At 56.1% G+C, this 13852-nt stretch carries 12 protein-coding genes; 4 read left to right on the top strand and 8 right to left on the bottom strand.

Annotated features, from left to right (window positions below; translation table 11 throughout):
- Positions 1-222: 222 nt before the first annotated feature.
- Positions 223-771 (top strand): outer membrane beta-barrel protein, encoded by a 549-nt coding sequence (locus C7H08_RS04340; RefSeq protein ID WP_165793928.1) that lies wholly within the window; start codon positions 223-225, stop codon positions 769-771.
- A gap of 6 nt (positions 772-777) precedes the next feature.
- Here C7H08_RS04340 and C7H08_RS04335 read toward each other — a convergent pair whose 3' ends face one another.
- From C7H08_RS04335 to C7H08_RS04325, 3 genes are all read right to left on the bottom strand, one after another.
- Complete coding sequence (locus C7H08_RS04335) at positions 778-1533, bottom strand: matrixin family metalloprotease (protein ID WP_207768287.1); 756 nt, start codon at positions 1531-1533, stop codon at positions 778-780.
- Between the two features lie 83 nt (positions 1534-1616).
- Positions 1617-2828 (bottom strand): NAD(P)/FAD-dependent oxidoreductase, encoded by a 1212-nt coding sequence (locus tag C7H08_RS04330; protein WP_106670547.1) that lies wholly within the window; start codon positions 2826-2828, stop codon positions 1617-1619.
- A 16-nt stretch (positions 2829-2844) separates the two neighbouring features.
- A complete protein-coding gene (locus tag C7H08_RS04325) occupies positions 2845-4068 on the bottom strand; it encodes a DUF2254 family protein (RefSeq protein WP_207768286.1) in 1224 nt (407 codons plus the stop codon).
- A 480-nt stretch (positions 4069-4548) separates the two neighbouring features.
- Between C7H08_RS04325 and C7H08_RS04320 the strand changes: the two genes are divergently transcribed.
- On the top strand, positions 4549-6723 hold the full coding sequence (locus C7H08_RS04320; protein ID WP_106670710.1) for a catalase: 2175 nt from the start codon (positions 4549-4551) through the stop codon (positions 6721-6723).
- A 50-nt stretch (positions 6724-6773) separates the two neighbouring features.
- Here the strand turns inward: C7H08_RS04320 and C7H08_RS04315 are convergent, their stop codons facing one another.
- Positions 6774-7037 (bottom strand): GlsB/YeaQ/YmgE family stress response membrane protein, encoded by a 264-nt coding sequence (locus C7H08_RS04315; RefSeq protein ID WP_106670545.1) that lies wholly within the window; start codon positions 7035-7037, stop codon positions 6774-6776.
- Positions 7038-7403: 366 nt separating this feature from the next.
- Here C7H08_RS04315 and C7H08_RS04310 point away from each other — a divergent pair, with 366 nt between their 5' ends.
- Positions 7404-8681, top strand: coding sequence for a DUF2254 domain-containing protein (locus C7H08_RS04310; RefSeq protein ID WP_227663373.1), 1278 nt, complete (start codon positions 7404-7406; stop codon positions 8679-8681).
- Between the two features lie 5 nt (positions 8682-8686).
- On the opposite strand, the gene C7H08_RS04305 is transcribed toward C7H08_RS04310, so the two are convergent.
- The 4 genes from C7H08_RS04305 to C7H08_RS04290 all read right to left on the bottom strand — a co-directional run bounded on the left by C7H08_RS04305 (position 8687) and on the right by C7H08_RS04290 (position 12333).
- A complete protein-coding gene (locus C7H08_RS04305; protein WP_106670543.1) occupies positions 8687-9751 on the bottom strand; it encodes an endonuclease/exonuclease/phosphatase family protein in 1065 nt (354 codons plus the stop codon).
- Between the two features lie 138 nt (positions 9752-9889).
- On the bottom strand, positions 9890-10396 hold the full coding sequence (locus C7H08_RS04300; protein ID WP_106670542.1) for a PRC-barrel domain-containing protein: 507 nt from the start codon (positions 10394-10396) through the stop codon (positions 9890-9892).
- A 253-nt stretch (positions 10397-10649) separates the two neighbouring features.
- Positions 10650-12002, bottom strand: coding sequence for a diguanylate cyclase domain-containing protein (locus tag C7H08_RS04295; RefSeq protein WP_207768285.1), 1353 nt, complete (start codon positions 12000-12002; stop codon positions 10650-10652).
- Positions 12003-12048: 46 nt separating this feature from the next.
- The gene (locus tag C7H08_RS04290; protein ID WP_106670541.1) at positions 12049-12333 is read right to left on the bottom strand and encodes a YkgJ family cysteine cluster protein; all 285 of its coding nucleotides are present in this window, start codon (positions 12331-12333) and stop codon (positions 12049-12051) included.
- Between the two features lie 207 nt (positions 12334-12540).
- Here C7H08_RS04290 and C7H08_RS04285 point away from each other — a divergent pair, with 207 nt between their 5' ends.
- A complete protein-coding gene (locus C7H08_RS04285; RefSeq protein ID WP_106670540.1) occupies positions 12541-13848 on the top strand; it encodes an acyl-CoA dehydrogenase family protein in 1308 nt (435 codons plus the stop codon).
- The last annotated feature ends 4 nt before the right edge of the window (positions 13849-13852 follow it).

The following is a 13852-nucleotide window of genomic DNA, read 5'->3' as shown; positions in this document are numbered from 1 at the left end:
GGAAATCGGCGTCATCCTTAGGCTGACCGTTAGATCAACGATGTCGAAATTCGGGTACCCCACGCACATTATATTATGTGCGGTGACGTACAGACGGCAAATGATCAGGAAGCGATGCTGAAAGGGTGTTCTCGCGCTGGCTAACTGCTTCGGTATTCGCAGCGACACGGACCGCGTCAGGAATTCATGGCGCAATCAGGCAATGCAAGCAAGGAGTTTCTTATGAACAGAGTCAACACAGCGGCAATCACTCTCTGTCTTCTCGGTGCACTGCCCATGGCAGCATCTGCACAATCCTCAAATATCGGCCCAGTTGAGGGTGAACGGGAATTCTCCCTCTCCGGGACTGGCAGTAACGACCGGGACTTCAATAGCGGCAGCTTCGGCGTTAGCGGCGATCTGGGCTGGTATCTGAATGACAACATGGTTGCCGGTGTCAGGCAAAGCATCAATTACGCCGATATCGAAGGCGAAGGCGTCACCGATGATTTCTGGAACGGCTCCACCCGTGGTTACCTTAATCATCACTTTCTCGACAATCGTGCGCGGCCCTTTGTCGGCGCCAGCCTCGGCGGAATCTATGGCGATGGTGTCAAGGACAGCGCCTTTGCCGGCCTGGAAACGGGCATAAAGTACTACGTGCGGTCAAAAACCTTTATCCTCGCACGCGCCGAGTATCAGTTCCTGTTCAGCGACACCGATGATGCCACCGATGCGTTTCAGGACGACGGAATCTGGGCCTACACCGTGGGCTTGGGCTACCACTTCTGAGTCACGTTAAAGCGGTGACTTGAGGGTATGGGTGCCGGGGCCATCGGCAAGTTGCGTGCCGTTGGCTCCGCGCCCGTATAGTCGACGTACACCGCGCAAATCCCCGGGCTGAAGCTCGGGGAAAGCCTCGGTGTAGCGAAAACCCATCACCTGCCCGGCTGGCCCGGGATGGTCCAGGCCAATAGCATGGCCAATCTCATGAATCAGCGTATAGCGGATGTCGTACACATCCTCGTCGCCGTCGAACCCGACCTTCCACTTCTGCTCGGGATTCAGACATACCAAAGACTGCTTTATGGTGCGTATACCCTCTTCTTCATCGGGTACATAGGTCACATTGGCAAATGCCCGCATGTATGGCAAACCTTGTGCACCAATAATGATATCCGCGTCACGGGCATCAGCAACCTGATGGAATGTCAGGTCAGCAGCGCGCTCCCATACTTCAAACGCTGCAGCAGTCTCTCGCACCAACGTCTCGAATGAAAGATTCTGCCCCGAGAGCATCTTCATCGGCGCCAGATCGCGGCAGTTACGCGCGCCATCAAAGCGCAGCGTCTCGTCAGCGAAGGCATAGCTGATGCTCGCCCCAACTCCTAACGCCTGCTCGCCCCATTTCACCAGGGAGCCGTCCAGCTCAAGCAGCCGATAACCGCCATCCCTGTCGCCGCCGTGTAATGGAAGCGACAGCGACAGACAAGCAGCCACGATCAGCGCTTTGATGATGTGCCCCGACTGAAGGAGGCGTTTCTGCGGTATCAAGACTCGAATCATCGCGACAGAGTAGTGACAGCCTCAGGCAATGTCGGTTGTAATTTGGTAAGAGATTGTGTTCCTGGAAACAATTACCCCAGCCGGGAAAAGGCAAACAGTCCGGTGAGTGAATGCGGGCGATCTTCTATTTGCGCGCGCAGCAGTCCTGCGCCGAGCATGCTGTAGGTGATGCCGTTACCGCCGTAAGCCAGCGCGAACAGAACGCGCGGCCCGTGCTCCTTGTGCGGGCCGAACAGCGGCAGGCCATCGCTGGTTTCAGCGAAGGTGCCCCCCCAGGCGAAGGCTGGCGGTGCCTGAAGATGAGGAAACAAGCGGGCAACCTTGCGCTGCAGCGTCGCTGCCTTGCGGTCAATCAATCGGTCCCGACGCGCCGGGATGTCAAGGTCGTCATCTTCACCTCCCACCAACAGCCGCCCATCTCCAGTCGTGCGCATATAAATGTAGGGTCGGGAAGACTCCCAAAGCATCGTGCCTGCCAACCAGCGCAGCTGGTCCGGATCAACGGGATCGCTGATATATGCATAGCTGCTGAGATTCTTCGCGACGCGCTGGCGTAGCCAGTTTTGTGATTCGTAGCCACAGGCAATTACCAGGTGCCCGGCTGTGAGCGACATGCCACTGTCGGTGGTCAACTTTACCGAACCCTCGGTCGCGGTGAAAGATGTCACCTGCGTGCGATCGAATATGTGCGCGCCCTTTTGCTGCATCCTTTGCAACAGTTTCGAGGCTAACCGGTAGGGATCAACCCTGGCGGCCACCGAACTGAGAATAGCCGCGGGCGCAAACAGGCCGTACTCGTCCTTGAGTGCGGCGCGGCTCAGCCAGCGCACCGGAAATCCGTTTTGCTCTCGCCAGGCGAATTCATCAGCCAGGCGGGAGTGATCGGCGCGATTGCTGGCGTAATACAGACTTTCGCAGGTGGCAAAATCGACATCGCCCACGTCGTGCGCGACTTCCTCGATCTCACGGATCGCACGCAAGCTGGACTGATAGGCCAACAGGGCTGAGGCCTGATTGTAACGTCTGGCGAGGTCCGTTGCGTGGGTATCTATTTCATACTGCAACAAGGCGGTGCTGGCCGAGGTACTGCCCCAGCAGACGTCACGCTGATCAAGCACAACGACATCGTGACCATGTTTTGCCAAGTCATTGGCAATCAGCGCGCCGGTAATACCAGCGCCCATCACCACCACATCGCAACTGAGGTTGGCTTCAAGCTGCGGAAAGGCATACATGAGGCCGTTTTTTACGGCCCAGAATGGATATCCACTTTTCAGGTCCATCGCGCCTCCTAAGGGGTCAAGAAATACCGGCCTCTCGCTCAAGCCGCTGATAGTCATGAGGCAGCATGCCGTTGGCTTTCGCCAGAGCCTGCACCATTTCCACCTGGCATTTGACCTCAGAGACAACCGTGAACACTCCACACTCTTCGGCGACTTCACTTACCCGTTGGAGCATGTGCATTAAGTGCCGGGCCGCTTCCGGATCTCGGGAGGCTTGATCCCGCAGGCGTTCCACGCACAGCTGCACCACGTCGGCTACGTCCCAGCCCACCTCGTCGTAGATGCAGCGGCCATCGCTGTCTTTATCGTGCAGCCGCGGCAATCCCCGACAAATAATTTCCTCGAGCACGGCTTCAAGGTGAACCATGACCTCGTGAGCGGTTGAGGTGTCGGCCCGCGCCTGCAGCGCAAAGGTCCCGACATCCACCAGTTGGCTGATGGCGAACACGAGGTTCATATCAGGGCTTCGGGTACGGGCGAGATTGAAGGCCCTGGCTAAGCCATCGAAGTCGACCTCCGCGCCATCTTCTATGGAAGAAACCAGCGCGACAGTGCGGCGAGGAGTGACAAACTCACCAACCCGACACCGCAGGTGGACAATTCCTCCGGAAGGCAACGCACTGAGCATCCGGGGGATGTCGATTCGGGCAATCCAGCCCGTCCCCGGGGCCAGGACCGTCCTCGGCTCAGATAGCGGCGGTGGCACCTCAGTGAGTTCAATCCGCGCCTCCGGGTGGCGATCAAGCACCTTGAGGACGTCTTCAGCCAGGCGGCTGACCAACTCCGGCAGCGACAGGCTCTGCGCCGCGTGCTGCATGGCCAGCAACACGCCCGCCATGGCAGCAAGTGCAATCACCACCACCAGCACCGTACTCACCAGCGGAGCGGCCGCCTGTTCATCCGCAGGCATTCTCAACAGAATGACCAGCACGGCCACCACCCCCGCTGACATGAACGCAAGCAAATTTCGCTGGAAGCGATCGTCCAGAAAGATGAGCAGCGTTCGGGGCGAGAAGTGCGCGGCCATAAGCCCAATCACGACGGTGCGCATCCACAGACCAAACACTGCGACCGTGATCAGACCACCAATCACCGAACCCAACAGAACCCGCGCGCCAGCGACGGTGCCGAGTTCAATCGGTGGCGGCGAAAGCCACTCAGTATCCACGGCTAATACCGCCAGACCTACGCCCAGGCCAACGGCTATCGCCGCAACCATCGCCACTGTGATCTCACCCATTCGAAGGATGGTCCAACGGGGACTGGGCCTGTCACGGTTTGTCTTCCCCAAGCTGGCACCTCCTGGTTTTAGCCGTGCACTGTGTCAGCACTGTTTTCGTCGACTTCCAATACGTCATTTCTGGAGACTGTGCCAATTAGATTCGCCCGGCGGCAACAGGCGCGTCGGTTCGCTATCGAACAGACAGCCCTCACCAGCAGTATGAGAATTTACCAAGGCTGGCGGTTCGAGCGACATCTCGATTGTCCACATTCCTCAACTCTTCGGAGAAGAATCATGCCATCGAATAAGAAACCAGCGCGATCACCAAAAGTGAAAAACCAAGACGACAGAAGGCAGAACCACGACGGGGTACTCAGAACCAACGACATAGTCGCCGAGCAAGCCAGCGCCAGCGATGGCTTTGTCGCTGCGATACCCCACAACAGCAATAAAGAGCTCGAACACGGTCATGACAACGCTGTAGCACCGCCAACCGGGATGACTGCCAAGCCGGCCTCGAATGGATTAACCGCGAGCACCGCGACCGAGGAAACCGGAACCGGCAAGACCGGAGGCGCAGCGCGGCCCGGCACCAACGCGACCGTCGCGTCGCTCGATCGGGTTCGCGTCGATGCCAGCGATCAACCGCTGACCACCAATCAAGGTGTTGCCATTGGCGACAATCAGAACACGCTAAAAGCCGGATTGCGCGGGCCCTCGTTACTCGAAGATTTCATTCTTCGGGAAAAAATCACGCATTTTGATCACGAACGCATCCCGGAGCGGATCGTTCATGCCCGCGGCTCCGCAGCCCACGGCTATTTCGAAGCCTACGACGCCATGACCAAGGTCACTCGTGCGGCCCCGTTCGCCAAGAAAGGCAAAATTACACCGGTATTCGCGCGCTTCTCCACCGTCGCCGGCGAACGCGGCTCGAAAGACACCGCCCGCGACGCCCGTGGCTTCGCGGTGAAGTTCTACACCGACGAAGGCAACTGGGATCTGGTCGGCAACAATATCCCGGTATTCTTCATCCAGGATGCGATGAAATTTCCCGACCTGGTTCACGCCGTCAAGCCCGAGCCGCATCACGGCATGCCGCAAGCGGCATCTGCGCACGACACTTTCTGGGATTTCGTCTCCCTGATGCCAGAGTCGACCCATATGCTGATGTGGGTAATGTCAGATCGTGGCATACCACGCAGCTATCGGATGATGCAGGGTTTTGGTGTGCATACCTTCCGCCTGGTTAATGACCAGGGCGAATCCGTCTTCTGTAAGTTCCACTGGAAGCCACTGCAAGGCACTCATTCACTGGTCTGGGACGAAGCTGTGAAGATCTCCGGCGCAGACCCAGATTATCATCGGCGTGATTTGTGGGAAGCCATCGAATCTGGCGAGTTCCCGGAATGGGAACTGGGACTTCAGATTTTTACGGAAGAGCAAGCCGAAGCGTTCAGCTTTGATGTGCTAGATTCAACCAAGATAATACCCGAGGAACTGGTACCGCTTACGCCCGTCGGGCGCATGGTACTGAATCGCAATCCTGACAACTTCTTCGCGGAAACCGAGCAGGTCGCGTTCTGTACCGCGCACGTCATACCCGGTATCGACTTCTCCAATGACCCCCTGCTCGCCGGTCGCATTCATTCCTATACGGACACGCAAATTACTCGACTCGGCGGCCCCAATTTCCACGAAATCCCGATCAACTCACCTATCGCCCCGGTGCAAAACAACCAGCGCGATGGCATGCATCGCCAGGCATTGAATCGCGGTCGCGTGGCCTACGAGCCAAATTCACTGGCGGGCGGCTGTCCCTTTCAGGCCGGCACTGCAGGCTTCGTGTCTTTCCCCGATGCCAATGCCGAAGATAAGGTTCGTGGCAAGCCGGAGAAGTTCGCCGAGCACTATGCACAGGCCACGCTGTTCTACAACAGTCAGACAGACGTCGAAAAAGCTCACATTGCCGCCGCCTTCCGCTTTGAGCTGAGCAAAGTTGGCGTGCCTGCCATACGAGAGCGGATGGTGTCCTCGCTGGTGAACGTTTCAGTGGAACTGGCGACAGAAGTCGCAACCGGTTTGGGCATAGACCTACCCGCTGCCATGCCGAAAGCCTCCAACGATTCGCAGCCACCCGAGGTCACCACATCTCCGGCGCTGTCGTTAATGGCACTGCCCGGAAAAACCGGTATCCGCACCCGACAAATAGCCGTGCTGGTCGAAGAGGGTGTGCACCACGCCTCGCTCGTCGATCTTGATGGGGCGTTGATCGGCGCGGGTGCGGTCGTTCACTTCGTCGGGCCACGGGTGGGCATGTTCGCTGGCGACTCCGGCGAGAAACTGGCAGCAGACAAGTCTATGGAGAACGCTCCGGGATTCCTGTTCGATGCCCTGGTGCTTCCGGACGGAAGTGAGGCGGTTCAAGCCCTCGCAGCTAACGGACATACGGTGGAGTTTGTCAAAGACCAGTTCAGGCACTGCAAAACGATTCTCGCCCTGGGTGCCGGACAACAGCTGCTGGAAATGGCCGGAATTGACCCAACCCGAGAGGAAGACGAGGGTATCCTGAGGGCAAAAAGCGCCAATGCGGCGAAGATCGCGGCAGCCTTTATTAAAGCAATCGCTGCCCATCGGCACTTCTCCCGCGACAGCGATCCCCCAGTCAAATAACTGCCGACGCCCGCCGCACACAGTTGGTGCGTGGCGGGCGAGACGTCTACCTACCGCGAGGAGCGGTGCTGGAGTCGCTGAATCAGGATCACTATGGCGAGCAGTATGACCGCACCGATCAGTGAAACAACGAAGCTCATGACAGTGATGCCCTCGTTTATCGATCCGGCGCCGATCAGCCACCCGCCAATCAACGCGCCAACAATACCGACCACGACATTGAGGATGATGCCCTGCTGACCGTTAGTACCCATGATCAGGCTAGCAACCCAACCTACCAGGCCGCCCATGATGAGCCATATGATGATACCCATAAGTTTTCCTCCAGATAATTACGACGCGCCAGGCGCCAGTTAATGAAGCATATAACTGCAGGGCCTCATTCACCGTGCGTTACCGAACCCTCACCACGCTCTCACCACACTTTCGGATCGCGACAAATGAAGACTCCGCCGCTGTGTGGACTAGTGCACCGACCGGGCTGTCGACGTTGGCTATGATTTTAGGCCAGGCCGGGTGACAATGGCCGAGCTGGAAGACAAATCACGATGACAGCCACCTTATGGTGCGCTGCCTGTCTGCATTCAGGAAAATACCATGTACATGAAACGCTATTTAAAAACCGTGATAGGCGCGGCTCAGGCCGAAAACCAGCTTGACAACATACTGGAATCGAAGCATTGACCTTAGACAGCCTGCACTTTGTTTTCAGTCGAATTAAGGAGCGTTTGTGGGTCAAGCCATTGGTGCTGTGTGTGCTTTCTATCGGCGGCACATTCATCGCGAGACTGGCCGACGATACGGGCCTGTCGAGTGTGTTGCCCAGAGTCACCCTGAAGTCAGTCGAGTCGTTACTGTCCATCATGGCTTCCAGCATGCTGGTTATTGCAACATTTGCGGTGGGTTCCATGGTGGCCGCTTATACCTCCGCCAGCACCCGGGCGACACCTCGCTCGATACCGCTGGTTATTGCAGATGACGTTACCCAGAACGCTTTGTCAGCGTTTATAGGCGCCTTCATCTTCAGCATTGTCTCCTTGATTACCATTCAGAATCACCTGTTTGACTCTGCTGGTCGATTTGCGATTTTCGCGCTTACCCTTCTGGTGTTTGCCATTGTCATCATCACTTTCGTTCGTTGGGTAGACAGAATTGCCAGGCTGGGTCGGGTGGTAAATACCATTCAACAAGTGGAAAAAGCGGCGCACGGCGCACTGGATCGTCGTCGCCATGCGCCCACACTTGGCGCTTTGACTGTGTCACTGAACCAGCCCGAGAACAAAGGCATCCCCGTATGCGCCTCAACGGTTGGCTATGTTCAACATATTGATCTGGAAAAACTGCAAACCTGCGCCAAAGAGCTCAATTGCCACGTAAAGGTGATGGCCCTGCCAGGTACATTTGTGACCGCACATCGCCCACTGCTGCGCATTGAAGAGCCTACTGGACAGTGGGAGACGTTAATAAAGCCAGAAGTTTTTTCCAGCGCCTTCAAGATCAGTTCAAACCGATCTTTTGAAGATGATCCCCGCTTCGGGTTACTTGCCCTGTCTGAAATCGCCGACAAAGCGCTTTCGCCCGGCATCAATGATCCGGGAACCGCGATCAATGTCATTGGTACACTGGTACGACTCTTTACGCTCTGGCAATCTCCGCTCGAACAGGATCAAATGCTGCCGATCACTTATGATCGTGTATCGGTGCCGGAGCTGACGACCCAGGACATGTTCGACGACGCCTTTACCGCAATTGCTCGTGACGGCGCAGGTATCGTTGAAGTGTCCATCCGGCTGCAGAAAGCGTTCTTCGCCTTGGCCGAAACAGGTAACCAGTCGCTGGTTGCCGCCGCGAAAAAACATTCACGGATGGCGCTTGCCCGCTCGGAATACGCTATGTCTCTTCAGGACGATATCGACGCTGTGCGCAAAACGGCTGAGTTTTCGGCCACTCGCTCCTGAATGGCTCACTCACCTTTGTGCTGTTCACCCTCTTCAATTTTTTCATCTACCTGCTCCCCCTCTGCCCGGCTCGTATCCGGTTCTTCCTGCTCGGCTACTGCCCCGGCCTCCAGGCTCAGCTCGATGAATATCGGAAAATGATCCGAGCCCCAGGCAGGCCCTTTCGCCATGCGAACCAGCTTGAAATGATTGGAGTGGAAAACGTGATCAAGCGGCCAGCGCAGGAGCAGGTTCTTGGCGTTAAAAGTGTTGTACATACCCCGACCAACGCGGGGGTCAAGCAGGCCACTGGCTTTCTGGAACAGCCCGGTGGTTTGGGACCAGGCCACATCGTTGAAATCCCCGGCAACGATGGTTGGTTTGTCGCGCGTCTCCACTTCCCGGCCCACGATCAGCACTTCCGCATCACGTTCGGTTGTCTCGGTCGCATACTTCGGATTGGGTGGGTCCGGATGCACGAAATGCATAAAAACCCGGTCCCCTGACGGCAACACCACCTGCATGTGCATCGACGGTATGCTGTCTTTGAGAATAAAGCGGACTTCGGGATCAATCAGCTCCAGTCGACTATATACGAGCATGCCATAGGTGTTATCGAGCGGATATTTAAGAGTGTGTGGATACGTTTCTTCCAGGGTCGTGAGTGCTCTTTCCCACCACTCATCTGTTTCCACGGTCAGGATCATGTCCGGATCGTATTCGCGCACAATCTGCAGAAGTGCATCTGACTGTCGGTTATCCATCAGCACATTGGCAACAAACAGTTTGAGGTTGGTGTCCCCAGAGGGTAATTCCGCAGCCATTACCTGCTTGGGCATCAGCACCGTGTAAGGCAACATCTTTACTGCCTGATACCCCACGGCCAGCACCAACAGCCCCAGAACAACAGATTCGTAAACGCGATGTGGGTCCCAGAAAAAAATAAAGATGACAATAACGGCAGCGCCTGAGATGGCAATCTGCCCTCTTGGAAAATCAAAAACGCGAACCCACCATTGGTCGAATCGCAGAAGTGGTAGAGCGGTAGCAATCACCAGCAACAAGGCCAGTACGACCAGAATAATGTTCATGGTATCTGAAAGAGCGTCCTGGAGAAGTATGACTGCGAGCTAATCCGACCAACACAGAAACGGCAGAGGCTTTCGCCCCCACCGTTGTATTCATTCCAGCATTTCTTCAAACCACTACTGAAATTGGGGTACTGGAATTCAATCCCGCTTTTCAAACTCAGGCGCACTGCTCAGTTCATCTCGGCTTACATCAACCCGAAGTTGCTGCTCTTCTGCGGTGCCGGTTTGCGTTACGTTATCCCAGGCAATGGCTACGTCTTTCTCACCCATACCCAGGAATCCGCCAACGCTGACTACAATCGCAACAACCTGACCGTCCTTATCAATAATCAGGTCATTCACCGAACCGATGTTTTCATCATCTGCGGTTCGAACATCAGCACCCATCAGCTCACTCGCCTGCCGGCCTTCAGCCGGAACAGCGCTCATGTAGCCTCGAGTTTGCATGCCTGACTTGTCACCCATTTGCATACGATCTGCCGACTTTTGCTGATCGGATTTATCAGCGCCCTGATAGCTCTGAGTTCCCTGCTGTTGACGATCAGCATTCTGAGCATCGGATTGTTGAGCCAACGCAGAACCTGCACCCAAGGCGATAGCCGGAGTGACCAGAGCGTAGAAAGCAAGTGAATGTAACTTTTTCATAAGAATCTCCTTCGAAACGGATAAATCAGCTGGACAATAGTGTCCTTATTAACGTCTGCATCAAATCCACTCTTACCTGCATCATTACCGGTAAGAGAACTGAATCGCCACGAGATGTGGGATTCAGGATGTGCCCCTAAGGTACGTCGACGGAGATAGGCAGTCTGTTCGCTGTCGCGCATAGGACAGTGGTGAGGGCTGGGCTTCAGGCGGGAGATCACATCCGCATCTTGCTTCATTACATGTGTTTTTTTTATTCGTAGAGGGTGTCGTAAAAACACATCCGGTCTGAACCAGAATCTTTGGCCTTGTACATAGCCTGGTCTGCAGCTTCCAGCAACGCGGGAGGGGAACATGCGTCTTGCGGGTAGAAGGAAACCCCAATGCTTGCGGAGAGCCCGACAGTCTGTTCAGCGATCCTGAAGGGCCGCTCCAGCGCATTGATAATGGCCCGGGCCACAAACTCCACATCCTTGCGCTGCTGCGCGCCGGTGAGCATCACGGTAAACTCATCGCCCCCCATACGGGCTACCGTGTCGGCCTCCCGGACACAATCCGTAAGCCGTTCTGCCACTTCCGACAATATACGGTCTCCGGCATCATGGCCGAGGGAATCATTGATGTCCTTGAAGCCATCAAGATCCATAAACAACACCGCAATGGGCGCTTTACCGCGTTTAGCCTGCTTGATTTCCTGATCCAGCCGATCAAGAAACAAACGTCGATTCGGCAACCCGGTCAGAAGATCATGGTGGGCGTTGTGCCAGACTTTTTCCTCGGCAAGCGTTCGTTCGGTCACATCCTGCAGAATGCAGACCGTCGCTTCAGTGTGATGATGCTCATCCAGCACCGGCGCAAGCAAGTATTCAAACCGCTCACCGATACCGGAGTTGAACCTGTGAATAAACTTGCCTCGAAAGCTGGACTGCTCAGCAATGACTGTTACCAGGTTCGGTTTGATATCCGAAGCGAATGAAAACCCGAGGTCAAAGGCCGTCTTTCCCAGAATGGCCTCAAGCTCCAGACCAAAAAGGTCGGCCGTGGCCTTGTTTGCGTAGATGAACCGACCTTCGAGATCCAGCACAAAAATCGGATCGGGAGATGCCACCAAAATGGCGCCGAACAAGCGAGTTTCCATCTCTTTAACCGTCGCATAATGCTCCAGCGATTCGGCGACAGCCTGATCAATGGCTTCATGAAAACGGGTAAGGTCCCCAAGCTGCCGTTCCGAAACTATCAAATGCGTTTTCGACCAGAGTGACACCACACTCGAACGCAGGGCCCGAAACTCGGATACCGTCTCCATAACGCTGAAGCCGCTGCTGTGGCGATCGCCACCGTGCACTTCCGCCCAGGACGGCCCTTTGCCTTTCGGCCCTTTACCTTCTGGCCCGTGGCCTTTCGATTTGGCCGCTCGTTCTTCTTCACTCTGATGTGATTCGAGATCATCGGCAATCGCCAGAAGCATTTCTCTGGCGTGGTCGCGCAGCCCGCTCCTGTCCATACGTTCGGCAGGCAGAATGGTTTCGGCAAATTCTTCCCAAGCCTGAAGAATCGGCTCTATTTCTGCCCTGATAAAATCCGAAAATCGCACATTCATTGGCATTTATTCGACTCACAGTGAGAGCAGAACAGACCGGGGACGGTTTCAGTCACCTGTTTCTTTCCTCGCGACATTCATAGGACCCCATTTCAAACTCTCGACAAATCCAGGGGCGTTTCTCATAAATCGTGCACAGGAACGTGTTGCGGTCTAACGCGGAACACCAGCCATCCGCTAACCGCAACATGGTTTCTCCACCCCATTCATCGAACGCAATATGCCGCTCAGGAACCCCGGTGTCACTGATGATCATTACTTCCAGACGGCAACAACAGGCCTGACAATTTGAGCAGGAAACTTCAGGCTCATTCACGTTCATAATAGGAATAGTCATGGATCTCTACAATAAAGCCTTTCACCGCATGATACGTTAAATCTTCGCTACTTAGCATGCTCCCCCCCATCACTGACGGGCGCTTGCAGGCCTATGGCGACAGCAGGTTTGCCAATTGGCCCGAACCCATGGTCACACTGGTCAATGTGACTGAGCCTCCAAGGTCCATAATCGAATCCAATGGACACAACTACGAGGCAAAACCCCATGGCAAAAGATGCAGTTGGTTATGCGCTTACCGCACTCCACCGGCTCTCCGGCTCGGAAGTGCTGGACAAGATCGGTATGCGCAAGACCGTAGAACGGCTTGCCTACACGTTCACCAAAAGTGGCTTTCAGGTGATCACCACCACCGCCCGTGCATTCAACTCCGGCAAACCCGGCAGCAAGCCGCAGCGGCTGAACGCGCCTGGTCATACCCGAGATCTGTTTGACCTGAGCATCACCGACGAACAGCAGATGATCCGCGACAGCGTTCAGTCCTTTGCCCGTGAAGTGCTGCGAGATCAGGCAGAACATGCAGATACTCAACAACAGACCAGCGAAGAGGTGGTTTCCCAGGCGCTGGAACTGGGGCTCAACTACTTTGCCGTGCCGGAAGCCCTGGGGGGCGCCGCCACCGAACGCTCCACCGTATCCAGCATGCTGGTGGCCGAAGACCTGGCCCAGGGCGACATGGGTCAGGCCGTGGCTATCCTCGCACCGATGGGCGTCGCTAATGCGCTTACCCAATGGGGTAGCGCTCAACAGCAGAGCAAATACCTGAGCACATTTGCCGAAGAACACCCACCCAAAGCCACCATCGCCCTGTGTGAACCACGCCCGCTGTTCGATCCCATGATGCTACAAACCACCGCGCGCAAAACCGGCGACAGCTATGTACTTAATGGCGAAAAATCCCTGGTGCCGCTGGCCGCCGAAGCAGAACTCTTTCTGGTGGCGGCCCAGGCCGATGACGGCCCGGCGGTGTTCATCGTCGAGGGCGGCAGCGAGGGCTTGTCAGCCGGTGATGATCCGTCCATGGGCATTCGGGCCAGTGGTCAGCGCCCACTGAAACTAAATAACGTGCGGGTGCCCCTGGAAAATCGCCTCGGTACCGGCGATTTTGATTACCGTGCCTTTGTCGACCTGGGCACTCTGGCCTGGTGTGCTCTGGCCATCGGCACCTGTCAGTCCGTGCTCGACTACGTGGTGCCGTATTGCAACGACCGCACTGCCTTTGGCGAGCCGATCAGTCATCGCCAGGCTGTCGCGTTCATGATCGCCGACATGGCCATTGAGCTGGACGCTATGCGCATGCTCACCTATCGCGCTGCCAGCCGCGCCGAACAAGGCAAGTCATTCCAGCGCGAAGCGCATCTGGCTCGTACTCTGGTTAAAGACAAGGCCATAAAAATCGGCACCGACGGCGTTCAGTTGCTGGGCGGTCACGGTTTTACTCACGAATACCCGGTTGAGCGCTGGTACCGGGATCTGCGTGCCATCGGTGTCGCCTTTGGCGGCCTGCACCTGTAAGCAG

It is taken from the genome of Marinobacter halophilus, assembly GCF_003007685.1.
In the GTDB taxonomy this organism is placed as follows: Bacteria; Pseudomonadota; Gammaproteobacteria; order Pseudomonadales; family Oleiphilaceae; genus Marinobacter; species Marinobacter halophilus.
The sequence above is the reverse complement of the archived record's forward strand: the minus strand, read 5'-3'. Positions and strand labels throughout refer to the sequence as shown.

Bases quoted from the DNA above. Each gene is read 5' to 3' on its own strand.
- C7H08_RS04300 (WP_106670542.1), bottom strand. From the start codon at position 10,396: ATGAAAAAGTTACATTCACTTGCTTTCTACGCTCTGGTCACTCCGGCT.
- C7H08_RS04340 (WP_165793928.1), top strand. From the start codon at position 223: ATGAACAGAGTCAACACAGCGGCAATCACTCTCTGTCTTCTCGGTGCA.
- C7H08_RS04325 (WP_207768286.1), bottom strand. From the start codon at position 4,068: ATGGGTGAGATCACAGTGGCGATGGTTGCGGCGATAGCCGTTGGCCTG.
- C7H08_RS04315 (WP_106670545.1), bottom strand. From the start codon at position 7,037: ATGGGTATCATCATATGGCTCATCATGGGCGGCCTGGTAGGTTGGGTT.
- C7H08_RS04330 (WP_106670547.1), bottom strand. From the start codon at position 2,828: ATGGACCTGAAAAGTGGATATCCATTCTGGGCCGTAAAAAACGGCCTC.
- C7H08_RS04290 (WP_106670541.1), bottom strand. From the start codon at position 12,333: ATGACTATTCCTATTATGAACGTGAATGAGCCTGAAGTTTCCTGCTCA.
- C7H08_RS04285 (WP_106670540.1), top strand. From the start codon at position 12,541: ATGGCAAAAGATGCAGTTGGTTATGCGCTTACCGCACTCCACCGGCTC.
- C7H08_RS04320 (WP_106670710.1), top strand. From the start codon at position 4,549: ATGACTGCCAAGCCGGCCTCGAATGGATTAACCGCGAGCACCGCGACC.
- C7H08_RS04295 (WP_207768285.1), bottom strand. From the start codon at position 12,002: ATGCCAATGAATGTGCGATTTTCGGATTTTATCAGGGCAGAAATAGAG.
- C7H08_RS04305 (WP_106670543.1), bottom strand. From the start codon at position 9,751: ATGAACATTATTCTGGTCGTACTGGCCTTGTTGCTGGTGATTGCTACC.